Below are 24,464 nucleotides of genomic sequence, written 5' to 3'. Positions count from 1 at the left end.
AATCCGTGTCACCCTTACGTTTGACGCGGCCCAATTTCCTCAAAATCGACCGACTGGGCCGCAAAGTACGAATGAAGGCTCGGGGACGGCCGGCAAAGCCACGGGTGGATGGCTACTCCCATTGCCCCCGTAGTTTTTTGCGTTTTCTTGCGGTAGCCTCGCCAACATGCGTCTCCTCGGTGTGTGTCTGGCTGTCCTCCTCGCGTCGGCGGTCGCCCGCGCCGAGCCGCCGCGCCGCGGCATGCGCGAGCAGACGATCCAGGCGGCCAACCGAGCTGTCGCGGAGCACCGCTTGGCCGACGCTCGCGAGCTCTGGCGGGCGCTGTGGGAGGCCGCGCAGGCGCCGGAGGCCGCCTGTAACATTGGGCAGCTGTCGAGCCGCATGGGCGAGCTCGTCACGGCCCGGGAGTACCTGGCGATCTGCGTGCGCCTGGACGCCAACGAGGCGCACAGGATCGAGCTCGCGCGGGTCGAGGCGCGGCTCGGGCGCCTGATCGTCCGTGCAGACCCCGACGTGATCGTGCGGGTGGACGGGCGGGAGCTCGATCCCGCGGTCCACGAGACGTGGGTGCGAGCCGGCGATCATCTCGTGGAGGTCGAGCGCGCAGGGCGGCGCGCGTCTGCTCCCGTGCTGGTGCCTGCGGGCGAGCGCCGGCAGGTGACGCTCGAGCTCCCCCCGGAGCGGCCCGAGCTCCCGCCGGAGCGGCCCGCCCCCCGCCCCGCGCGCCGGCCCTCTCCGCCGCCCGCGCCGGGCCCGACGTGGCCGATGTACGTCGGCCTCGCTGGCGCCGCCACGGCCGCCGTGGTCGGCGGGACCGCGCTCGCGCTCGCGGAGGACCGGCGCGTCACCGCGGTCCGGCGCGCGAACCAGATCAGCCCGATGAATGGATGCGCCGCGCCACGGCCCGGCTGTGACGAGGTGACCGACATCGCGGAGGAGCATTTCACGCTTCGCACGGTCGCGATCGGCGCGTTCATCGGAGCCGCGCTGCTGGGCGCCGGCACGGGCGTCTACTGGTACCTGCAGCCGGACGGCGCATCCGTGACAGTGGCGCGCCGATGGTGATTCAGGGTTACGAGATCGGCGAGCGGATCGACGCGCCTCCGCCGCTCCAAGGATGGCGATGCACCAAGGAGGGCGAACCGTGGTGCATCTACGCGGCGCCCCGAGGTGACACAGGCTTTTCAGAGCGCCTGGAGCGCCTGCGGCGCGTAAAGCTCCCGTGGTCACCGGCCATCGTCGATGGAGGGATGACGGAAGAGGGCTGCCCGTACGTCGTCACCGAGCCAGCAGGGACGCCCATTTCCCTGTCGGGTGGATGGCCGGGGATCGCAGAGATGCTTCGTCACGCCCTGAACGCTGCGGGGGCGCTGTCGGCCGCTCACGAGATGGGCGTGTGTCATGGGGACCTGACGATCGAGTCTCTGAGCCTCGACGCGCGGGGTGAAGTGCGCATCGCGCGGCTTGGATTCCTGGCGCTGTTCCGGGTCGAGCTGTGCGAGACGCATCGGCCCCAAGCGCCCGAAGTGCTGAGGCGCGGCTATCCGACGGGCCCGCAGGCCGATGTCTACGGCCTGGCGGCGATCCTCGATCGGGTCGTGCGTGATCGCCTGCCGGCGGGCGCCGTCCTCCCTGCGCCGCTCGCCGAGCTCATCGCGAGGGGAACGGCGGAGCACCACGAGGAGCGTTACACCGACATGCTCGAGCTCTTCGATCGTCTGCGAGACGCATCGACAGAGGTGCTCGCGGCCCAGCTCGTCGTGCCAGACGATCGCGATACGGCCCCCGCCGAGAGGGACGGCGGTCCGAAGACGCCCCGCAGCCCATCGAACCGGGCGACGGTCCCGGCGACGATAGAAATACGAGCCGTACGGCGCGGGGCCGCGCCACCCCCGGCGCCGTCGGTCCCCGAGCGCCCCGCGCAGCCCCCCCGTGTGACGGGCCCCGTGGCCGTCGTGGCGCTCGGCCTCGCAGCGCTGGCGCTCGGGACCGCTGCGAGCCTGGCCGTGCTGCTCCGCCCGCCGCCCATCGTGGTGCACGTCCCTGCGCCGGCCTCTGCACCGCCGCCGTCCGCCACGGCGCCGCCTGCGCCAGCGGAGCCGCCCGCGCCAGCGGAGCCGCCCGCGCCAGCGGAGCCGGCGCCCGCCGCCGCGCCGACGCGCCCGGCCTCGTCCCCCTCTCCGGCCCCCCGGCGAACGACGCGCACGCCGACGGAGGAGCTTTGCGAGTCCGAAGAATGGTATTCGTGCACGATGCGCCGTCCAGCTAGGAGGTGATATGTCATTCCGCATGTTCGCGTCCGCCGTCGTGACGGCGATATGGTTCACGATTCCGTTGGCGTGCGATTCTCCATACACCTATCTCAATTGTGACGTGAGCCAAGATTGTCATACTGGCACTCAGAACGTCCCGGGCACGGTCTGTGTCGACGACGTCTGCAAATGCCAGGACCCGAGTTACGCGATCTGCTGCGACTTCCGGCGGGCCGACGATCCGGATTGCAAGCTCGCGTGCCGTCCTTGCTGGGATTGTCCCGAGGGCACCAGGGGCTGCGAGGGCGCGGACTTTGACTGCCGTTTGCCCTCCGAGTGCCCCCCCATACCGACCACGTGCCCGAACGTCAGCTCGTGCGAAGCCGGGCGATGCGGGCACACGTTCCAGGCCGGGACGACGGAAATCCAGAAGGTGGGGGACTGCACGCGGAGGAGGTGTGACGGCAATGGCGTCATCGAGCATGTCATCGATTTCACCGATATACACGATGACGGGAACGATTGCACGGTCGACCAGTGCGACGAGACCGGACCGATCCACACGGCCCACCCCGACGGGACGCGATGTCGCGGCGGCTACTGCGCGCGTGGGAACTGCGTGGGGTGCATCAGGCAGGCCGACTGCTCCGACACGAGTGACGTGTGCGATCAAAACGTCTGCGTGCCTGGTCACTGCGTCGACAACCGTCATGGTGACGGCGAGACGGACACCGATTGCGGCGGCCCCTGCGTGCCGTGCGCAGATGGTCAGAAGTGCCAGCTCGATGCGGATTGCTCCTCTGGCGCCTGCAAGTCTGAGCGCTGCGCCGCCCCCACCGCCAGCGACGGGCGGGCGAACGGCAGCGAGACGGACGTTGATTGCGGCGGCCGTGACGCGCCCGCGTGCTCCGACGGTGAGCGGTGCGCGTATCACCGGGACTGCACGAGCGGCGTGTGCATCGGCAACGTGTGCCGCGCGCCGACGTGCACCGACGGCACGCAGAACGGCCAAGAGACCGGCATCGACTGCGGCGGCGCTTGCCCCGTGGCGTGCGAGTAGTCCGGCGTCGATTGGGTCGTTGTAAGCGGCGTGCCGACCCCGGCGGGCTGACTCTAACCAGGGCCACCCCCAGGGCGATGGGCGGGCGATGATGTCGATGCACCGTCCGATCGAGCTCGGCTCGCTGCGCTCCAGTGCAGACGGCGGAATGCATTATCGACACAAGGCATTCCTGCTGTGCGTGCATGTCGGCCGGGCACAGATGTCCCGACGAATGGCTCGAACTCGGCATAGGCAGGCGGTATCGACTCCAGAACAGCGGTTGACTCGGGCCGCCGTGTCATGGCCTCCTCGGCGCGAGGGAGGCTGCGATGGCGATCGTTCCTCGATGTGTGCCCCGGGCGCTGATCCCGCTCTTGATGTTTCTCGCTTGCGTGGTCGCGCAGGGCGGGTGTCAGTGCAGCTTCGGCGACCCGATCCCGGAGCCGCATGGCTTCATCGCCTGCCGGACCGAGCGCGCGCACCGCCCTGCCACGCCCCGCTCCGCGCCGGAGGTCGAGACCGTCGCGGCCGGCACGATTCCGGGGACGTTCTCCATCTCGAGCACCGGGGAGGCCGTGTACACGATGGACTTGACCACCGTGCCCTCCCGCGCGGGCATGGGACCTCGGCTCCAGATCGTCTATCGCAGCGATGGCGGCGCCGGCGTGCTCGGCGCCGGCTTCTCGATCGCCGGGCTGTCCGCGATCACGCGATGTCCGAAGAGCCTCGCGCAGGACGGGGAGATCCGCGGCGTGAGGTACGACGGCGACGACGCGCTCTGCCTCGACGGCCAGCGCCTCGTGCCTGTGCGAGAGCGGCCGGGAACCATCGAATACCGGATGTTCCCGGACACCTTCGTCAAGGTGGTCGGGCACTACGGTCCGGAAGGCGGTGCGCCCGCCGAGGCGCTCTTCTTCGAGGCCCATCTGCCCACCGGCCGCGTCGTCGAGTACGGGCGCAACGAGGGCAGCAAGCCGCTCGCCCGGGGAGGCGTCCCGCGCGCGTGGCTCGCGAACAAGGCCCGCGACGGCCGCGGCAACGCCATGACGTACGCGTATTGCCTCGCCGAGGCGGAGGACGGCCATGCCGCCGAGTACGCCGTCGACGAGATCCGCTACACGGCTTTTGAGGGATCGCCGTCGCTCGAGCCTTCGCGGGCGGTGCGCTTCGTGTATGGGACGAAGGATCCGGCTGCGATTCGCACCGACTATTCGGGCGGCATGGCGCTCCAGCGTGCGCTTCGCCTGGACGAGATTCAGATGCTCGGCCCGGGCGATACCCTGGTCCGGCGCTACGGGTTCGGCTACGAGCTCGGCCCGGCGACGCGCCGCACGCTCCTGACGCAGGTCGAGGAGTGCGCGAGCGACGGGGTTTGCAAGCCCGCCACGCGGTTTCGCTACAACCGCGCCACGCCCGGATTCGAGCGGGTGACGACGGACATCGACAAGCCGGTCTCCGAGAGGGCGAGCCCGATGGTGTTCGACATCGACGCCGACGGGCGCGACGACCTCGTGATTCCGGACATGGTCGCGGGGCTCAGCACGCCGATGAATCCGATCACCGCGTGGCGGGTGGCGCGAAACGTCGGGCCGCGCGCCTCGCCGTCCTTTCTCGCACCGGCGGAGCTCGCCTTCCTCGAAGAGTGGCCCACGGTCGCCGATCCGGTGGGGCCCTCCGATCCGGCCCTTCTTCAGCCCGAGTTCGGGACGGTCCTGGACTACGACGACGATGGGCGGGCGGACGTGCTGCTCCACGACGTCTACGATGCCAAGACGACGTGGCATGTGCTCCTGTCCCGGCCGGACTGGACCTTCGCGCTCCATGACACGGGCATCCGCCGGCCCTTCCCGCTCGGGGTCACGTCCGCGCCGCCGAGCCTGAGCAGCCCCGGCGCTTCGATGCACCTGGCCGATCTGGACGGCGATGGCGTGCCGGATCTGATCCAGTGCGAGGACCACGCCCGCGAGGGACAGGCGCCGCTCCCGCTCGCAGCCGTGTGGGTCGTCCATCTCTGGCGGCCCGCACGCGGCGGGGCGCCCGCGGGATTCGCCCCAATGGGCGAATCGATCGAGCTGCTCACCGGCTATCCCTGCGATACGGAGCTCCACACGCTCGATCTCGACGCCGACAGCAAGATTGATCTCATCGTGCCGTCGATGCGGCGGTTCGGTGACGGGACGGTCGTCCTCGGATCGAGCTACGACGCGATCATGCGCCGGGGCGAGGGGCGCTGGGAGGTGATCGACACCGAGCTACCGGTCGTGTGGGGCGGAGGCCGCGTCGTCTTTCTCGACGTGAACGGAGACGGCCTGCCCGATGCCGTCGAATCCGGCCCGGGTGACCACCAGCTCTATACTTACTTCAACACGGGGCCGACCTTCGTGGCCTCGCCGTTCCGGACCGTGGACGCGTTCAGCTTCGGGGATCTGTTCGGTCTTCCCGATCAGGACGCGTTCTTCCGGTTCGCCGTACCGCTCGACGTCAACGGCGACGGGCGGCAGGATCTGCTCATGCCGGTTCCTCCAGGCATGCTGCTGGGCGGCTCCGACGCGCTCCCGTCATGGGCCGTCCTGCTGGCGACCGGCGATCGCGCGGGGCCGCCGTTCAGGCTCGTCGATGCAGGGGTCCCGTTCGAGGCCAGCCTTGGCGGCGCGGTCACCCTCGCCGATCCGCGCGGGCCGCGCATCGGCGACGTCGACGGGGATGGGGCGCAGGACGTGATCCTGTCGCTCGGCGGCGTGTTCAACGTCTTCCGGAACCTCTCGGCCGACCAGGATCTGCTGGTCGCGGTCTCGGACGGGATGAACGCGCACGACCCGACCGAGCCGGGCTTCGTGCCCAACGTGAGCATCTCGTACGGGCATCTGACCGACGCGTCGGTGGCAACGGGCGACGGAGCGGGGGATCCGGCGCGGGAGAGCCCGCTCTACCTCGCGCGTTCCGGCGCGGCGGACGACTGCGGCTACCCGCGGCGCTGCGTCGTGGGCCCTCGCCGGGTGGTCAGCGCGTATGCGCTCAACAACGGCGCGGATCGACCGCGGCGCTTCGAGGTCGGCTACCGCGACGGGCGCTACCACCGGCTGGGCCGCGGATTTCTCGGGTTCGGGGAGCGGATCGTCTCCGACCTGGATACGGGCGCCGTGGCGATCGACGTCTACGACCACGTCACCTTCGACGACGAGCTCCAGGTCTTTCCCTTCGCCGGGAGCGTCCAGCGGACGTTCCGCGGGGCTCCTGGGCTGGCGAGCCAGCCCAGGCCGGAGCAGATCGAGCTCTCGTGCGTCGACGTGACGCGGACGCTCGTATCGACGAACGACGGCGCGACGTACTTCACGCTGTCCACCGAGCGCCGGGTGAGGCGAACGCAAGGGGTCTATCCGCCCCCGGGCGGCGCGGCGCCGTCCATCGAGGCGTACGTGCGGGAGATCGAGCGCGGCGGCGGCGACGGCGCGACGCTGCTGCACGATTCGGTATCGAAGGTGACGGACTTCGACCCGTTCGGCAACGTGCGCGCCGAGGAGGTCTCGACCGATGGCGTCGACCTGACGCTCAAGGTCACGCGGACGTTCACGAACGACACCGAGCGCTGGGTCCTCGGCCAGCTCGAAACGCAGGAGGAGTGCAGCGCGGCGGCGGGGATGTCGCAGTGCCGGAGCCTCACGCGAACGACCACGATCTACGGCGAGGTGGAGACCGAGTCCACGGAGAGCGACGACGGCCTGCGGGACACGAAGCTGAAGCTCACCTATGCGCGCGACGACTTCGGGAACATCACCAACGTCACGGCGGAGGACGCCTTCGGGCACAAGCGCACATCCAGCACGGGCTTCGACGAAGAGGGCCTCTTCCCCGAGAAGTACGTGAACGCGGCCGGGCACACCACGCTCGTGGAGTTCGACGGCGCGCTCGGCGTGCTCCTCGAGCAGGTCGATCCGAATCAGCTCGTGACGACGTGGGCACACGACGGATTCGGGCGGCTCGGCATCGAGACGCGCCCGGATGGCACGACGACGACGGTCACGCTCTCCCGCACCGAGGACGGCGGCCCGGAGCACGATGCCTGGAGGGTGAGGCAGCGGAGCACCACGGCTGGCGGCGCCGACGACACGGTCGAATTCGACAGCCTTGGCCGCCCGATCCGGTGGTGGTGGTACGGGCCCGACCCGGAAGCTGCGCAGGGCTCGAGCAAGGCAAAGCGCATCCTGCAAGAGATCGGGTACGACGCGCTGGGCGAGCGCATCGCGCGGCGCTCGGTGCCGGTCAGCGAAGATACGCCCGAGCGTGAGCGGCTGTACGAGCGCTACGAGCACGACGCCGTGGGCCGCGAGGTGCGGCATACGACGCCGTGGAACGCGGTCACGACGACGGCGTACGATGGCCTGCTCGTGCGCGTCACCGACCCGCTCGATCACGTGACGGTGACCGAGCAGGACCCGCTGGGGCGCATCAAGACCATCACCGACGCGGCCGACGGGATCACACGCTACAGTTACGGCCCGTTCGGCATGCTCCACACGGTCACCGATCCAGGCGGCGCGGTGACGCGCACGACGCGCGACGCGTTCGGCCGCGTCCGGCGGCTCGACGACCCCGATCGGGGCACGACGGTCTCGATCCATGACGGCTTCGGCGAGCTGATCTCCTCGACCGATGCGCTCGAGCGAAAGGTCACGTGGACGTACGACGCGCTCGGTCGACCCCGCTCGCGCGTGGACCAGGACGGCGCGGAGAGCCTGACGACCACGTGGACCTGGGACACCGCGGCGCATGGGATCGGCAAGCTCCACGCGCTCGCGAGCCGCGACGGGGAGAAGACATTCGGGTACACCGACCGCAGCCAGCTCGACAGGATCTCGCTCCGCATCGACGGCGAGCGCTCTCCCCTGGAGGCCAGGCTGGGCTACGACGAATTCGGTCGCACCGAGACGGTCACGTATCCGGCGCCGGCCGGCGCGGCGCCGTTCATCGTGGTCCACGATCGCGACGCGCACGGCCATGTGCTCGCCGTGCGCGACAGCGGAACGAAGCTCGCCTACTGGCGCCTTTCGGACGTGGACGACGCGGGGCGCTTCCGGGAGGAGGTGTTCGGCAACGGCGCCGTCACGGAGCGGAGCTACTTCGCCGACAAGCAGCGCCTGAGGCACATGGCGACGCAGAGCGGCGCAGGGGAGGTGCAGGACCTGGACTACGGGTTCGACGATCTCCTGAATCTCACGCGCCGCACCGACGCGCTCCAGCCCGAGAACACGACGGAGCGTTTCCGGTATGACCCGCTCCAGCGGCTGACCTGCGCGTACTTCAGCGAAGTCGAGCGCGCGTCGGCGCCCTGCGCGCTCCGCTACGACTACCACCCGAACGGCAATCTCACCTTCAAGTCGGACGTCGGAACGCTCTCCTACGATGACCCGTTTCACCCGCACGCGGTCACCGGCGCGGACACGGGCAGCTTCGCCTACGACGCCGCTGGCAATCAGATCGCGCGGCCCCGCGGCACGACGGTGCGCTATACGCCGTTCGACCTGCCGGAGCGCATCACACAGGGCGCGGCCACCATCACCTTCGGGTACGACGGCGACCAGCGGCGGATCCGCAAGACCACGCCGGAGAAGGAGACGCTCTACTTCGGCCACCTGTACGAGCGGGTCACCGATCGGGCGTCGGGCACCGTGGAGCATCGGTACCACGTCCACTCGCCGGAGCGCGTGGTGGCGATCGTGACCCGGGGAGGCTCGGACGACGGCACCCGTTACGTGCACGTCGATCACCTCGGCTCGGTCGACGCACTCACCGACGAGGACGGCGACGTGATCGAGCGGCGGAGCTACGACCCGTTCGGGCAGCGCAGGAACCCCGTATGGGGAGAGCGCCCGCCTGCGTCTTTCCCGAGCGAGACGACGCAGGGGTTCACCGGGCACGAGAGCGACGATGAGCTCGGGCTCGTGAACATGAAGGGCAGGATCTACGATCCCAGGATCGGGCGATTCTTGACGACGGACCCGATCATCTCCCTTCCGTTCTTTGGTCAGAGCTGGAACCCGTACAGCTACGTGCTGAACAACCCGCTCGCCTACGTCGACCCGGGCGGTTTTCAGCAAGCACCCCCGGAGGACGGGGCTCGCCCACCGCCACCGCCTGGCGCAGAGCTCAGGTTGGAAGTACACGACCTGGCGCCGCTCGGACTCGATCTGCGCGTCGTCCCATTGCCGAAGCACGAGGCGCGCCCCGACACCGATACCAACACCGTGGCTGCCGAGACGGGCGGCGCCATGCCGCCGATCGACGTCAGCACGACGGGGAGCGCCGCCGGGCATGTGCCGCAGCCGGTGACCACGGCGCCGATCGACTGGTCGCAGAACCCCTATGTGCAGCTCGAGGGCGGTTTCGTCGCCGGGCTGCTGCTCGGGGCGGTGCCTTTCGCCGGCGTCGGGCATGGGCTGCTGGACGCCGCGGGCGTGCTGGCCCATGGGACGCCCGAAGCCCGGATGGGCCTGGCCATCGGGCAGATCGTGGGAGGGCTCGCCCTCACGATCGGGGGCTTGACGGGGGAGGTCTTCGGGGGCATCACGAGCGCCACCGGCGTCGGCGCAGCGATCGGCGTGCCTGCGATCGTCGTGTCGACCGGGCTCGTCGTCGGTGGCATTGGGAACATTGCGGCGGGGATCCAGGGCCTGTCGCAGGCGCTGATGTCGCAAGGCTCTGGGAGCAAGGGCCCGCAGGGCGCAGCACCCGCCGCGCGGGGCGGCGCGCCAGGAAGCCGACCTGCACAGCCATTTACGAAGGCCGGGAAGGACGAAATATGGAAACAGAACGCGGCTGTGCATGGGGGGGTTAACAAGTGCGACAACTGTGGCGCCAACGTTGTCAAGCCTCAGAAGCACACGAAATCCGTAACTCCACCTAATCATGAAGGACATGTCGATCACGTGACTTCCCGGCTAAAGGGAGGTTCCGGCACGGTTGAGAACGGGCAACTTCTATGTCGCAACTGCAACCTGGAGAAGGGACCCAAGTGAGCCACCTAGGTTTCGAAGAGGATCCGTGCCTCGGCGTTATCACAACGGCGCCAGTCCTCACGGGGGCCCCAATCCTGATGATCTCCCATGACGCGGACGACGGCGGATGGCAATTTTTATGTGGAACAACCAGCGACCCGGGCGATGGTCGGATCGTCCATCTGGAAGAGATCGTCGCTATGGATCCGAGCGTAACGGAGGTGGCTGACCTGCCCCTCGGATGGGTAGCCTTTCGCAGCAAAGTGGGAGGAGAATGGACTCGAGAGCCTCAATAGAGAGACCCGAGCCAAGCGGTGTTGCGCGGCATGCAAGTTGGTCAATCTTTCGCCGGCGCGGGGCAATGGGTTGCTGGACGCCGCGGGCGTGCTCGCCCAAGGGACGCCGGAAGCCAGGATGGGGCTGGCCATCGGGCAGATCGTGGGTGGGCTCGCCCTCACGATCGGGGGCTTGACGGGGGAGGTCTTCGGGGGCATCACGAGCGCCACCGGCGTCGGCGCGGCGATCGGCGTGCCTGCGATCGTCGTGTCGACCGGGCTCGTCGTCGGTGGGGTCGGCAACATCGCGGCGGGGATCCAGGGGTTCACGCAGGCGCTGATGTCGCAAGGGTCGGAAGTCACCGTCCCGCAGGCCGCCGCACTGTTGACGCGCAGGCTGGCTGATGGTCCGTCGAGCAGGCTCATTGATGGCCATCGAGGGGGTGCTCGGTTGCGGTCAAGGAGCGCGATGGCCATCCCTCGGATGTGCGCCGCAGGCCGCCGCAGGATGGCCATTATCGTCTTGGACGTCGGCGCCGGTGTCGGCGAGGAGCTCCTGCGCCGGCGCCGAGCTAGTCCCGTCGTCGCGGTCGGCGTCAGCTGCCGTCCGTCCCCAGGTCGCCGACGATGCGCGCCATCACGTCGCGCTCGACGAGCTTCTTCTTCCGCCGCTCCGCCTCCCGCAGCGCGGCGGTGGCCATGCGGTCGATGTCGCGCAGGCTCGAGCCAGCGGCCTCGTGGAGCAGGGTGAGCGCGTCGGCGGTGAAGACCTCGCGGTCGGCACCGGCGCGGCTCATCCGTAGCCGCACGTACTCGCCAGTATCGTCAGGGGCCATCGCGCCGATCGAGATACGGCGCTCGATGCGCGAATACAGCGCGCGGTTCTTGCGCAGCTCAAGCCTGTCTTGTAGATCGGAGAGCCCTACCAGGATGAGCGACAGCAGTGCGCGGCTATCCCACTCATAATTAAGTAGTATGCGGAGATGATGCGCCGCGCGTTGCTCTGCGGATCGACGGGATGCAGCACAAGGCGCTTGCCCTCGTGCTCGACCCACGGCGGCTCGCCGGACGCGACGAAGCATCGGGCGACCGAGACGACCTGGCCAGCGAGGTAGCCCTGATCGAGCTGCCAGGGTAGCGAGAGGCGTCGTCGAGCAGCCCGTGGATGCGGATCGGCATCGCTTTGCCGCCGACGGTGCAGCCGGTCACGTGACAGACGTCACCGTGCCAGAGCGCGCCGGGGCGCTCGGCTTGCCAGCGCAGCCGCCTCTTCGGCTCGCCCTCGGCGCGCTCCGCGCGGCGGCGAAGTCCGTGCGCCGCGTACAGGCGCCGTACGGTGGGCTCGGAGACCGTGCCCGCTTCGAGCCGCCCCTCGTCGACGAGCGTCTTGAGGATGAGCGGCACCGAGGCGTCGGGATGCTCGCGCCGGATGTCGAGCAGCAGCGTGCGCAGCTGCTCCGAGAGCTCCTGCGCGAAGCCCTGTAGAGCGTCAGTAAAAATGACCCCCGCGCGACAGTAAAACTGACCCCCCTCCCTCGCGCCAGAGCGGAGGAAACGGCATGGAAATCAGGGACTTGGACGTGGCACCTCTCGGTTCGGAGGTGCAAGAGATGATCGAGCCGGACGTTATCCGGCAGATTCGCGAGCTTACGGCCCGAGGGTGGGGCTCCAAACGGATCGCCGCGGAGCTCGGCGTGGCTCGCAACACGGTCCGCCGTTATTTGCGCGGTGGAGCCACCGCCGAGGTGCAGGTACGCCCTCGTGGTCGCTGCTTGGACGAGGATGGCCGCGCTGAGGCCAAGCAGCTCTTCACCGGCTTGGCGGAGGGCAACGCCGTGGTCGTCGCAGGCGAGCTTGTCAGCCGTGGCATCACGGTGAGCCCGAGGACCGTGCAGCGCGTCGTTGCCGATCTTCGCCGTGGGCAGAGGGCTGCCGACGTGGCCAGCGTGCGGTTCGAGACCGACCCTGGCTATCAGATGCAGATCGACTTCGGTCAGAAGCAGGTCCGCATCGCCGGCACGTTGGTCCGGGTGCACCTGCTGGTCGCCGTATTGAGTCACTCACGGCGGCTCTTCGTCAAGGCTTTTCTGAGCGAGCGACAGGACGATTGGCGCGAAGGGATTGCGGAAGCCTTCCGCCACTTCGGCGGCGTGCCTCGCACCGTGCTCGGGGACAATGCGCGCTCGCTGGTGCTCGGCCGCGAGCGCGAGACAGGCTCCGTGACGTTCCACCCGGCTTATCTCGCCTTCTGCCGGGACTGGGACGTCACCCCGCGCGCCTGCGGGCCCTACCGGGCGCGCACCAAGGGCAAGACGGAGTCGGGCGTCAAGTACGTCAAGCGCAACGGGCTGGCCGGGCGCGAGTTCGAGTCCTTCGCCGCGCTCGAAGCCCACCTGGTCCGGTGGATGGCCGAGGCCGACCACCGCATCCATGGCACGACGCACGAGGCGCCGCTTGTGCGCTTCGAGCGCGATGAGCGGCACGCGCTCCGGCCGTTGCCGTCACGGCCCCTGCCGGTCCGAGAGCAGCGGCTTCGCCGACGCGTGGCCAACGACGCCCTCGTCGACGTCGACACGGTCCGCTACAGCGTCCCGCACCAGCTTGTGCGCGACACCGTGGAGGTCGTCGTCGGCGAGCGCGAGGTCCGCATCTACCGAGGAACGGAGCTGGTGGCGCGGCATGAGCGCTCGTTCGAGCCCCATGCTCGCGTCACCGACCCCAGCCACTTCGACGGGCTGTGGCGCAGGCCCGCCGCGCCGACGCCGCCAGAGGCGCCCCTGAGCGCCCTGGAGGCCATGGGCCGAAGCCTGTCGGACTACGCAGCCGTCATCGAGGGGGTGGCCTCGTGAGCCGCGAGCTGGTGCATGCACGCGTCGTCGAGAGCCTGAGCCGGCTCAGGATGCGATCCATCGCCGAGCGGCTCGACGCCCTACTGTCCGAGGCGGCCAGGACCGAGCCGACCTACCTCGATTTCCTGGACAAGATGCTCTGCGAGGAGATCGGGTCCAAGCAGCGCAAGCGGGTGGCGATGGGGATCCAGATCGCGCACTTCCCCGCGATCAAGACCCTCGAGGACTTCGACTTCAAGTTCCAGCCCTCGATCGACCAGAAGCTCGTCCGCGAGCTCGCCACCGGGCGCTTCATCGCCGAGGCCGAGAACGTGCTGGTGTTCGGCCCTCCCGGGGTGGGCAAGACTCATCTGGCCATCGCGCTGGGGCGGGCCGCCGTCGAGGCGGGGCACTCGGTGCTCTTCACGAGCGCGACCGCGCTCCTGGCGACGCTCTCGAAGGCGGAAACCGAGGGGCAGCTCGCGGAGAAGCTCCTCTTCTACACGAAGCCGAAGCTTCTGGTGGTCGATGAGCTGGGCTACTTGCCCTTCGAGAGGCAGAGCGCCCATCTCTTCTTCCAGCTTGTTGCCAGGAGATACGAGAAGAGCAGCACCTTGATCACGATCAACCAAGCCCAGTACAGCGAGAGTCACAGAGGATTCGAACCCCACTCAGCCGATCGTCGCCGCTGAGGCATTGCTGGCGCTGGCACGCTGGCTGCACATGCGGTGCGACGGAGCCCCGCAAGAGCGGCGCGATCCAGGACGAACGGTGCCCCATGTCCGCGCAGAGGACCACGGCGGATCATCTGTGGACGGTACTGACGCCCGAGCGTCAAACACAACTCGTAAGCGTTCTGAGTCTGATGATAAGCCGCCACCTGGCGGCGCGCGAGGAGGCGGCCGATGAAGACGTCGGCGGCGCCGAACGTGCGAATCGAGGAGCGCCCGACGAAGATCGGAGGTCGCCACCTTGAACGCCTCGCGGTCGTGTACATCCGGCAGTCCTCACTGCATCAGGTCCAGCACCACCAGGAGTCGACCCGCCTACAATACAGCCTCGAAACCATGGCGCGCGAGCTCGGCTGGGAATCGGGGCGCATCCTGGTGCTCGACGAGGATCTCGGGACCTCTGGGGCGTCGGCGGCAGGGCGGCAGGACTTCCAGCGGCTCTTGGCCGAGGTCGCGCTCGACCACGTTGGAATCATCTTGGGTGTGGAGATGTCTCGGCTCGCGCGCTCGAACAAGGACTGGCACCAATTGCTCGAGCTGTGCGCTCGCTTCGGCACCCTGATTGCCGACCTGGACGGACTCTATGACCCGTCGCTCTACAACGATCGCCTGCTCCTGGGGCTGAAGGGGACGATGTCCGAAGCGGAGCTACACATCCTGCGGCAGCGGCTGCTCCAGGGCAAGCGGCAGAAGGCGCGCCGTGGAGAACTGAGCAAGCCGGTGCCATCGGGCTACCTCCTGCAGGCATCCGGCGAGGTCGTCCTCGATCCGGATGAGTCGGTCCAGGCGGTCGTGCGCTTCGTCTTCGAGCAATTTGACCGCCTCGGGACCGCGCACGGAGTGCTCCGTTCCCTGGTCGAGCAGGGACTTCAGATAGGCGTGCGCCGTCGCTCTGGAGGCGACCGCGGAGCTCTCGAGTGGCACCGTCCCCACCGCGGTATGGTCATCAACATGCTCCGCAATCCCATCTACGCAGGTGCGTATGTGTACGGACGGCGACAGACGGATCCACGGCGACAACAACCCGGGCGCCCGGCCACGGGGCGCACACCGCTGGTCGAGCCGGAGGACTGGCAAGCCTGCGTCCGCGATCGCTTTCCCGCCTACATCACATGGGAGCAATTTGAGCGTAACCAGGCTCGCTTGAAGGCCAACCGAAAGTCAAACAGCACGGGTGCGGTACGCAGCGGGAGTGCCTTGCTTCAAGGGCTCATCAGGTGCGGTCGCTGCAACCTGGGCATGTTCGTCCGGTACGCTAAATACAAGGGCCGAATCTATCCGCATTACGTCTGCGGTCAGGAGGCGGCCCACCATGGCAGCCGTCTCTGCATCAATATCTCGGGTAGCTGCATCGATCAGGCTGTTACGGCATTGGCGATCGCGGCGCTGGCTCCGGCCGCATTGGAGATTAGCCTTCGGGTCCGCGCCGATCTCGAGCAGCAGCGCGCCCAGCAGGAGGCTCTCTGGCAGCAGCGACTCGAACGGGCACGCTACGAGGCGGAGCGCGCCGCGCGCCAGTTCAAGAGCGTCGAGCCCGAGAATCGACTCGTCGCCCGCACTCTCGAGCGCGCCTGGGAGGACGCTCTCCGCGCGGAGCGCGACCTGCGCGAGTCGTACGAGCGGCACTCGAAGCAGATGCCGCAGGCCCTGACGCCCGACGACGTCGCTGCCATCCGCGCCTTGGCGACCGACCTGCCGGCGCTCTGGAACGCGCCCACCACGACGCCCGCGGATCGCAGGACGGTGTTGCGGCTCCTCATCGACCATGTCGATATCTCGGCCAACCGCGAGAGCTCGTGGACGGATCTCGTGGTGCATTGGGCCGGTGGCCGTCTGACGCACCAACGCCTCCGCCGCCCCGTCCACAAGCTTGTCCAGACGGGCGACAAGGACGCGCTCATGGCTACGATCCACGACTTGCGCCGCAAAGGCTTCACCGCAGGGCGCATCGCCGAGCAACTCAATGCTGACGGCTGGATCACCCCGACGCAGCACAACCACTTCAACGAGCGCCTCGTGCGGATGCTGCTGCATCGTTACGGTAACGTGCCTCGCGGCCCCAAGCCGCCCCCCAGGGACGCAGAGAACGCTTGGTGGCTTGCAGATCTGGCTCGCGAGCTGAAGATGCCCGTCGTGACGATGTACGGGTGGGTCAACCGCGGGCTGGTGCAAACGCGCTGGATCGACGGCCAGCGGGCGGTGATCGCCGATAAGGCCGAGCTGCGGCGGCTGCGCCAACTCCGCCGCAAGAACCTCATGCACCAGGCGAGGAAGCCCTCGAAGAAAACGTGACAGGAGATGCATCATGCGTGGTCGATCACGACAAACCAGGTGGTGACGCAGTGGGGCGCGGTCTTCGGGGATGAAGTCCTCGCTGCCGCGATCCTCGACCGTCTGCTCCACCACAGCCACACCCTGATGATCTCGGGAGACAGCTACAGGCTGAAGCAGAAAAAGAAGGCGGGGCTGCTCGGCGGGAACGCCGCGTCGGCCAGGTGACACTGGGGGCGCAGGGAGGGGGTCAGTTTTACTGTCGTAAGGGGGTCAAAAGTTACTGTCGCTTGACAGCAGCAGCCGTTCCGCGGGCGACGGTTCCGGGGCGAGACGGCGCAGCAGCCGTTCCGCGGGCGACGAGCCCGGGGCGAGACGGCGCAGCAGCCGCTCCGCGGGCGACGAGCCCGGGGCGAGACGGCGCTGGAGCCGTCAGAAAGGCGAGATCCGGCGGCGCCGGCGCCGCCGAACGCTTCGGAACGGCTGCGCCCGCGGCGACGCCCGAGGGGAACGGCTCGGAACGCGCCTCGCCGCGGGATCATCGCGTTTCTCGGCCGTGCCAGCGCAACTTCGCCGTGGCAGCGCGATGTGGGCAGCGTGGGCGCCCCTCTCAGGCTCGGCCGGCGTCAGCCGCCTTCGAGCGGGGGAGCAGGCTCGGGCGAGGCGGGCTCCTCGACGGGCGGCGCGTCGTCCTCCTCGGCCGCGGTCCGCCCGGGCCTGCGACCGGACGGGCGCACCTTGGCGGCGAGATCCTCGAGGCCGGCGAACGTGAAGCTCGCGGCGAGCAACGCCGCGCCCTGGCCGAAGCTCTTGTCGCTCTTGCGCATGGCGCTCTGCTTGGCGCGCAGCGTCGCCTCCTTCTCGCGCTCCTCGGTCGCGACCTTCGCGAGCGCCTTCTTCAGCGCCGGCAGCTCGGCCGCGATCTCGTCGGCGAGCGCGGCGCGATCGAGCTTCATCGACGCGCGCCTCGGCTTCGGGAGCTTGATCTCCGCGTCCCGCAGGGCGCTCACGACCCGCTCGCCGGTCGTCGCGAGCACGGAGGGGTCCTCGGGCACGGCCCCGTCCAGCAGCAGCTTGCGCAGGCCCGCCGGCCCGAACGCCGCGTCGACGGCGGCGCGCCCGTCGACGAGCACCGAGCGCAGCCGGGCGGCCGCCTCGTCGCGCGCCTCGCGAGGCGCGGCGTCGTCGGCGAGCTCGCGCTCGTGCGCGTCATCGGCCGCCACGAGCGCGGCCGTGTCCGCGGCGAGCCGGCGCGCGACGAGGCGCACGAGCAACGACACGTCGGGCATCTTCTCGCCGGACCTCAGGCAGGGCGCGAGCTCGGCCGCAATCCCCTTCGCGATCTCGTCGGCGTGCGTCTCGGCCGACGCGGCCACGGCGCGGCTGGACTTGTCCCTGTCGGTCACCAATTTCGACGCCATGCATCCCTCCTTCTCGGGGAGCGCGGCCGGAACGGCCGCGACATGGCCCGGCAGGCTCGTCGATGTGCGAGCGCATCGCAAGACGCCGGCACGTTCACCGCGGGCCGGCAGCGCCCCACCGAGCCCCCCTCGCCGCGCGGGCGGGGCGCACGCAGCCCTCCGCCCGGTGAAGCACCGAGGGGCCGCGGCGCGTCGCTCGGCTCGAGCACGACGGAGGAGCGTGTCGGCCGGGCACAAATGCCCTGACGAATGCCTTGAGCTCATCATCGGCAAGGGGCATCGACTCCAGAACGGCGGTTGACTCGGGCCGCAGCGCCATGGCCTCCTCGGCGTGAGGGAGGCTGCGATGGCGCTCGCTTCGCGATGTGTGCCCCGGGCGATCATCCCGCTCGTGATGTTCCTCGCTTGCGTGCTCGCGCAGGCGGGGTGCCAGTGCATCTCCGGAGACCCGCCCCTGGATCCGCGTCAGGGCGTCATCGCCTGCCGGACCCAGAGCGCACACGGCCCTGTCGCGGCTCGCCCCGCGCCGGAAGTCGAGACCGTCGCCGCCGGCACCATCCCGGGGGCGTTCTCCATCACGAGCACCGGGGAGGCCGTGTACACCATGGCGCTGGCCTCCCCGCCCTCGCGCGCGGGCATGGGACCTCGGATCGAGCTCGTCTATCGCAGCGACGGCGGCGACGGCGTGCTCGGCGCCGGCTTCTCGATCGCCGGGCTGTCCGCGATCGCGCGATGTCCGAAGAGCCTCGCGCAGGACGGGGAGATCCGCGGCGTGCGGTACGACGGCGACGACGCGCTCTGCCTCGACGGCCAGCGCCTCGTCCCCGTGGGAGAGGGGCCTGGAACCATCGAGTACCGGACGTTCCCGGAGTCCTTCGTCAAGGTGGTCGGTCACTACGGTCCGGAAGGCGGTGCGCCCGCCGAAGCGCTCTTCTTCGAGGCCCATCTGCCCACCGGCCGCGTCGTCGAGTACGGGCGCACCGAGGGCAGCAAGCCGCTCGCGCGGGGCGGCGTCCCGCGCGCGTGGCTCGCGAACAAGGCCCGCGACGGCCGCGGCAACGCCATGACGTACGCGTATTGCCTCGCCGAGGCGGAGGACGGCCATGCCGCCGAGTACGCGGTGGACGAGATCCGCTACACGGCTTTCGAGGGAACGCCGTCGCGCGAGCCTTCGCGTGCGGTGCGCTTCGTGTACGCGACGAAGGATCCGGCCGCCATTCGCACCGGGTACTCGGGCGGCATGGCGCTCCAGCGTTCGCTTCGCCTCGAAGAGATCCAGATGCTTGGTCCCGGCGACGCGCTGGTCCGGAGCTACGGGTTCCGCTATGAGCTCAGCCCGACGACGAGCCGTACCCTCCTGACCGAGGTCGAGGAGTGCGCGAGCGACAGGGTCTGCAAGCCTCCTACACGCTTTCAGTACAGCCAGGCGAAGCCCGGATTCGAGCGGGTGCCGACGGACATCGGCAAGCCGGTCTCCGAGAGGGCGAGCCCGATGGTGTTCGACCTCGACGCCGACGGGCGCGACGACCTCGTGATCGCGGACATGGTCGCGGGGCTCAGCACGCCGATGAACCCGATCATCGCGTGGCGGGTGGCGCGAAACGTCGGGCCGCGCGCCTCGTCGTCCTATCTCGCACCGGCGGAGCTCGCCTTCCTCGAAGAGTGGCCCACGGTCGCCGATCCGATGGGGCCCTCCGATCCGGCCCTTCTTCAACCCGAGCTCGGGACGGTCCTGGATTATGACGACGACGGGCGGGCGGACGTGCTGCTCCATGACGTTTACGATGCCAAGACCACATGGCATGTGCTCCTGTCCCGGCCGGACTGGACCTTCGCGCTCCATGACACGGGCATCCGCCGGCCGTTCCCGCTCGGGGTCACGCCCGCGCCGCCGAGCCTGAGCAGCCCCGGCGCGTCGATGCACCTCGCCGATTTGGACGGCGATGGCGTGCCGGATCTGATCCAGTGCGAGGACCACGACCGTCTGGGACAGGCACCGCTCCCGCTCGCTGCCGTGTGGGCCGTCCATCTCTGGCGCCCTGCGCGCGGCGCGACGCCCGCGGGCTTCGATCCCATGGGCGAATCGATCGCGCCGCTCACCGGTTATCCCTGCGATACGGAGCTCCAACCGCTCGACGTCGACGCCGACGGCAAGATCGATCTCATCGTGCCGGCGCTGCGGCGGTTCGGTGACGGGACGGCCCTCGTCGGATCGAGCTACGACGCGATCATGCGCCGGGACGAGGGGCGCTGGGAGGTGATCGACACCGAGCTGCCCGTCGTGTGGCCCGGGGGCCGCGTCGTCTTTCTCGACGTGAACGGCGACGGCCTGCCCGATGCCGTCGAATCCGGCCCGGGTGACCACCAGCTCTATACCTACTTCAACACGGGGCCGACCTTCGTGGCCTCGCCGTTCCGGACCGTGGACGCGTTCAGCTTCGGCGATCTGTTCGGTCTTCCCGATCAGGACGCGTTCTTCCGGTTCGCCGTGCCGCTCGACGTCAACGGCGACGGGCGGCAGGATGTCCTCATGCCGGTTCCACCAGGCATGCTGCTGGGCGGCTCCGATGCGCTCCCGTCGTGGGCCGTCCTGCTCGCGACGGGCGACCGCGCGGGGCCGCCCTTCAGGCTGGTCGACCCGGGGCTGCCGTTCGAGGCCAGCCTCGGCGACGCGGTCACCCTGGCCGATCCGCGCGGGCCGCGCACCGGCGACGTGGACAGCGACGGCGCGCAGGACGTGATCCTGTCGCTCGGCGGCGTGTTCAACGTGTTCCGGAACCTCTCGACCGATCAGGATCTCCTGGTCGCGGTCTCCGACGGGATGAACGCACACGACCCGACCGAGCCGGGCTTCGTGCCCAACGTGAGCATCTCGTACGGGCACCTGACCGACGCGTCGGCGGCGACGGGCGACGGAGCGGGGGATCCGGCGCGGGAGGGCCCGCTGTACGTCGCGCGTTCCGGCGCGGCGGACGACTGCGGCTACCCGCGGCGCTGCGTGGTCGGGCCTCGGCGGGTGGTCAGCGCGTACGCCCTCAACAACGGGGCGGACCGACCGCGGCGCTTCGAGGTCAGCTACCGCGACGGGCGCTATCACCGGCTGGGCCGTGGATTTCTCGGCTTCGGGGAGCGGATCGTCACCGACCTGGATACGGGCGCCGCGACGCTCGACGCGTACGATCACGTCACCTTCGACGACGAGCTCCAGGTCTTTCCCTTCGCGGGCAGCGTCCAGCGGAGTTGGCGCTGGGCGCCGGGGCTAGCGAGCCAGCCCAGACCGGAGCAGATCGAGCTCTCGTTCGTCGACGTGACGCGGACGCTCGTTCCGACGAACGACGGCGCGACGTACTTCACGCTGCCGATTGAGCGCCGCGTGAGGCGAGCGCAAGGGGTCTATCGGCCCCCGAACGGCGCGACGACAGCCATCGAGGCGTACGTGCGGGAGGTCGAGGCCGGAGGCGGCAGCGCGACGCTGCTGCGCGACTCGGTATCGACGGTGACGGACTTCGACACGTTCGGCAACGTGCGCGCCGAGGAGGTCTCGACGAGCGGCGTCGACCTGACGTTCAAGGTCACGCGGACATTCAAGAACGACACCGAGCGCTGGGTCCTCGGCCAGCTCCAGACGCAGAAGGAGTGCAGCGCGGCGGCGGGGATGTCGCAGTGCCGGAACGTCACGAGAACGAATACGATCTACGGCGAGGTGGAGACCGAGTCCACCGAGAGCGACGACGGCCTGCCGGACACGAAGCTGACGATCGCCTATGCGCGCGACGACTTCGGGAACATCACCGGCGTCACGGCGAAGGACGCCTTCGGGCACCATCGGACCTCCAGCACGGACTTCGACGGGGAGGGCATGTTCCCCGAGAAGTACGTGAACGCGGCCGAGCATACGACGCTTGTGGAGTTCGACGGCGCGCTCGGCGTGCTCCTCAAGCAGGTCGATCCGAATCAGCTCGTGACGACGTGGGCGCACGACGGCTTCGGGCGCCTCGGCGCCGAGAGGCGCCCGGACGGCACGACGACGACGGTCAGGCTCTCCCGCACCAAGGACGGCGGCCCTGCGCAGGACGCGTGGCGGGTGAGGCAGCGAAGCACCACGACCGGCGGGGCCGACGACACGGTCGAGCTCGATGCCCTCGGCCGCCCGATCCGCTGGTGGTGGTACGGGCCCGAGCCGGAGCCGGCGCAGGGCTCGGGCGACGCGAAACGCATCCTGCGAGAGATTGGCTACGATGCGCTGGGAGAGCACATCGCGCGGCGCTCGGTGCCGGTCCGCGAAGATACCCCCGAGCGCGAGAGGCTGTACGATCGCTTCGAGGTCGACGCGGTAGGCCGCGAGGTGCGGCATACGACGCCGTGGAATGCGGTCACGACGACCGAGTACGATGGCCGGCGCGTGCGCGTCGTCGACCCGCTCGATCACGTGACCGTGACCGAGCAGGATCCGCTGGGGCGAACCGAGTCCATCACCGACGCAGCCGGCGGGATCACCCGCTACAGGTACGGCCCGTTCGACATGCTGCACACGGTCACCGATCAAGGCGGGGCGGCGACGCGCACGGCGCGCGACGCGCTCGGCCGCGTCCGGCGGCTCGACGACCCCGATCGGGGCACGACGGTCTCGATCCATGACGGCTTCGGCGAGCTGGTTTCGTCGACCGATGCGCTCGGGCGAGAGACCACGTGGGCGTACGACGCGCTCGGGCGACCGCGCTCGCGCGTGGACCGGGACGGCGCCCAGCGCGTGACGACCACGTGGACCTGGGACACCGCGGCGCACGGGATCGGAAAGCTCCACGCGCTCGCGAGCCCTGACGGGGAGAAGACGTACGGGTACACCGACCGCGGCCAGCTCGACACGATCTCGCTCCGCATCGACGGCGAGCGCGCTCCCCTGGAGGCCAGGCTGGGCTACGACGAGCTCGGTCGCGTCGAGGCGGTCACGTATCCGGCGCCGGCCGGCGCGGCGCCGTTCGTCGTGGCCTACGACCACGACGCGTATGGCCATGTGATCGCCGTGCGCGACCGCGGAACGGGCTCCGCCTACTGGCGCTTGACGGACGTGGACGACGCGGGGCGCTTCCGGGAGGAGGTGTTCGGCAACGGCGTCGTCACGGAGCGGAGCTATTTCGCCGACAAGCAGCGCCTGAGGCACATGGTGACGCGGGGCGGCGGGTGAAGTGCAAGAGCTGGACTACGGGTTCGACGATCTCCTCAATCTCACGCGCCGCACCGACGCGCTCCAGCCCGAGAGCACGACGGAGCGCTTTCGCTATGACCCGCTCCAGCGGCTGACCTGCGCGTACTTCGGCGACGTCGAGAGCGCGTCGGCGCCGTGCGCGCTCCGGTACGGCCACGACCCGAACGGCAATCTCACCTTCAAGTCGGACGTCGGAACGCTCTCCTACGATGACCCGCTGCACCCGCACGCGGTCACCGGTGCGGGGACCGACAGCTTCGTGTACGACGCCGTTGGCAATCAGATCGCGCGGCCCGGCGGCACGACCGTGCGTTATACGCCGTTCGACCTGCCGGAGCGCATCACGCAGGGCGCGAGCACCATCACGTTCGGCTACGACGGCGACCAGCAGCGGATCCGCAAGACCACCCCGGAGAAGGAGACGCTCTACTTCGGCGATCTGTACGAGCGGGCCACCGATCGGGCGTCGAGCACCGTGGAGCATCGGTACCACGTCCACTCGCCGGAGCGCGTGGTGGCGATCGTGACCCGCGGAGGCTCGGACGGCGGCACCCGTTACGTGCATGTCGATCACCTCGGCTCGGTCGATGCGCTCACCGACGAGGACGGCGACGTGATCGAGCGGCGGAGCTACGACCCGTTCGGCCAGCGCAGGAACCCCGTGTGGGGAGAGACCGCGCCGGCGTCGTTCTCCAGCGAGACGACGCAGGGGTTCACCGGGCACGAGAGCGACGACGAGCTCGGCCTCGTGAACATGAAGGGCAGGATCTACGATCCCAGGATCGGGCGGTTCTTGACCACGGACCCGATCGTTTCGATCCCGTCCTTCGGGCAGAGCTGGAATCCGTACAGCTACGTGCTGAACAACCCCCTCGCGTTCGTCGACCCGGGCGGCTTTCAGGAAGCGCTCCCGGAGGCCGGGGCTCGCACGCCGCTGCCGGCCGGCGCGGAGTTCCGTTGGGAAGTACTCGACCTGGCGCCGATCGGACTCAAGCTGATTGTCGTCCCGTCCTCGGAGCACGAGACGCGCTCCGGCGCCGATACCAACACCGTGGCTGCCGCGACGGGCGGCGCCATGCCGCCGATCGACGTCAGCACGACCGGTAGCGCGTCCGGGTACGTGCCAGAGCCGGTGAGCACGGCGCCGGAGCACACAGGCGCCGGCACCGTGGTTGGCCAGAGCTTGCTGGGCGCCGCGGAGGGGACGGGCGAGCTGGCGCTCGGCCTCGCACAATCGGTGGTCCTGAATACGATAACGCTTGGCGGTTACGGCACCTACGCGCTCGGCCGCGCGATGTGGGACGGCTACCAGCAAGGCGGCTTCCTCGGTGCGATCAACGCCGTCAACCCGCTCTATGAGATTGGGCGCAACGGGGCCGACACGGCGCTCGCCATCAACCGGGAGGATTATCAGGCAGCGGGTGCGGCGGGGGTGAAGACGATCC

General features: G+C 69.4%; 10 protein-coding genes and 2 pseudogenes. 10 read left to right on the top strand and 2 right to left on the bottom strand.

Annotated features, from left to right (window positions below):
• Positions 1 to 166: 166 nt before the first annotated feature.
• From NQZ70_RS48930 to NQZ70_RS48915, 4 genes are all read left to right on the top strand, one after another.
• A complete protein-coding gene (locus NQZ70_RS48930; RefSeq protein WP_129580356.1) occupies positions 167 to 1,066 on the top strand; it encodes a hypothetical protein in 900 nt (299 codons plus the stop codon).
• Between the two features lie 185 nt (positions 1,067 to 1,251).
• Complete coding sequence (locus NQZ70_RS48925) at positions 1,252 to 2,277, top strand: hypothetical protein (RefSeq protein ID WP_207217669.1); 1,026 nt, start codon at positions 1,252 to 1,254, stop codon at positions 2,275 to 2,277.
• Between the two features lie 409 nt (positions 2,278 to 2,686).
• Positions 2,687 to 3,313 carry a hypothetical protein gene (locus tag NQZ70_RS48920; protein ID WP_129580354.1) on the top strand — a complete coding sequence of 209 codons (627 nt, stop codon included), beginning with the start codon at positions 2,687 to 2,689 and terminating at the stop codon, positions 3,311 to 3,313.
• Positions 3,314 to 3,624: 311 nt separating this feature from the next.
• Positions 3,625 to 10,308 (top strand): RHS repeat-associated core domain-containing protein, encoded by a 6,684-nt coding sequence (locus NQZ70_RS48915; protein ID WP_129580353.1) that lies wholly within the window; start codon positions 3,625 to 3,627, stop codon positions 10,306 to 10,308.
• Positions 10,309 to 11,158: 850 nt separating this feature from the next.
• Here NQZ70_RS48915 and NQZ70_RS48910 read toward each other — a convergent pair.
• On the bottom strand, positions 11,159 to 11,617 hold the full coding sequence (locus tag NQZ70_RS48910) for a hypothetical protein (protein WP_237244742.1): 459 nt from the start codon (positions 11,615 to 11,617) through the stop codon (positions 11,159 to 11,161).
• 106 nt (positions 11,618 to 11,723) lie between these two features.
• On the opposite strand from NQZ70_RS48910, the gene NQZ70_RS48905 reads away from it, so the two are divergent.
• The 5 genes and pseudogenes from NQZ70_RS48905 to NQZ70_RS48885 form a co-directional block, all read left to right on the top strand.
• Positions 11,724 to 12,047: a hypothetical protein gene (locus NQZ70_RS48905; RefSeq protein WP_165374549.1), complete on the top strand. Its 324-nt coding sequence runs from the start codon at positions 11,724 to 11,726 to the stop codon at positions 12,045 to 12,047.
• A gap of 125 nt (positions 12,048 to 12,172) precedes the next feature.
• The gene (istA, locus tag NQZ70_RS48900) at positions 12,173 to 13,411 is read left to right on the top strand and encodes an IS21 family transposase (RefSeq protein WP_129582014.1); all 1,239 of its coding nucleotides are present in this window, start codon (positions 12,173 to 12,175) and stop codon (positions 13,409 to 13,411) included.
• Positions 13,408 to 14,082: an IS21-like element helper ATPase IstB gene (gene istB / locus NQZ70_RS48895; RefSeq protein WP_269467629.1), complete on the top strand. Its 675-nt coding sequence runs from the start codon at positions 13,408 to 13,410 to the stop codon at positions 14,080 to 14,082. Before istA ends, istB begins: the two co-directional genes overlap by 4 nt.
• Positions 14,083 to 14,295: 213 nt before the next feature.
• Positions 14,296 to 16,413: a recombinase family protein gene (locus NQZ70_RS48890; RefSeq protein WP_129574328.1), complete on the top strand. Its 2,118-nt coding sequence runs from the start codon at positions 14,296 to 14,298 to the stop codon at positions 16,411 to 16,413.
• Between the two features lie 24 nt (positions 16,414 to 16,437).
• Positions 16,438 to 16,620: pseudogene (locus tag NQZ70_RS48885) on the top strand (ATP-binding protein); the annotation flags it as partial.
• Between the two features lie 398 nt (positions 16,621 to 17,018).
• On the opposite strand, the gene NQZ70_RS48880 reads toward NQZ70_RS48885, so the two are convergent.
• Positions 17,019 to 17,813, bottom strand: coding sequence for a hypothetical protein (locus NQZ70_RS48880; RefSeq protein WP_129580351.1), 795 nt, complete (start codon positions 17,811 to 17,813; stop codon positions 17,019 to 17,021).
• A gap of 346 nt (positions 17,814 to 18,159) precedes the next feature.
• Here NQZ70_RS48880 and NQZ70_RS48875 point away from each other — a divergent pair.
• Positions 18,160 to 24,254: pseudogene (locus tag NQZ70_RS48875) on the top strand (RHS repeat-associated core domain-containing protein); the annotation flags it as partial.
• Positions 24,255 to 24,464: the final 210 nt, after the last annotated feature.

Source organism: Sorangium sp. So ce836 (assembly GCF_028553905.1).
GTDB lineage: Bacteria > Myxococcota_A > Polyangia > Polyangiales > Polyangiaceae > Sorangium > Sorangium cellulosum_D.
Note: the sequence above shows the minus strand (reverse complement) of the source record. Positions and strands in the feature narration are given on the sequence as shown.

Coding starts and splice junctions, on each gene's coding strand:
- NQZ70_RS48930 (WP_129580356.1), top strand. CDS start 167: ATGCGTCTCCTCGGTGTGTGTCTGGCTGTCCTCCTCGCGTCGGCGGTC.
- NQZ70_RS48890 (WP_129574328.1), top strand. CDS start 14,296: ATGAAGACGTCGGCGGCGCCGAACGTGCGAATCGAGGAGCGCCCGACG.
- NQZ70_RS48880 (WP_129580351.1), bottom strand. CDS start 17,813: ATGGCGTCGAAATTGGTGACCGACAGGGACAAGTCCAGCCGCGCCGTG.
- NQZ70_RS48915 (WP_129580353.1), top strand. CDS start 3,625: ATGGCGATCGTTCCTCGATGTGTGCCCCGGGCGCTGATCCCGCTCTTG.
- NQZ70_RS48925 (WP_207217669.1), top strand. CDS start 1,252: ATGACGGAAGAGGGCTGCCCGTACGTCGTCACCGAGCCAGCAGGGACG.
- istA (WP_129582014.1), top strand. CDS start 12,173: ATGATCGAGCCGGACGTTATCCGGCAGATTCGCGAGCTTACGGCCCGA.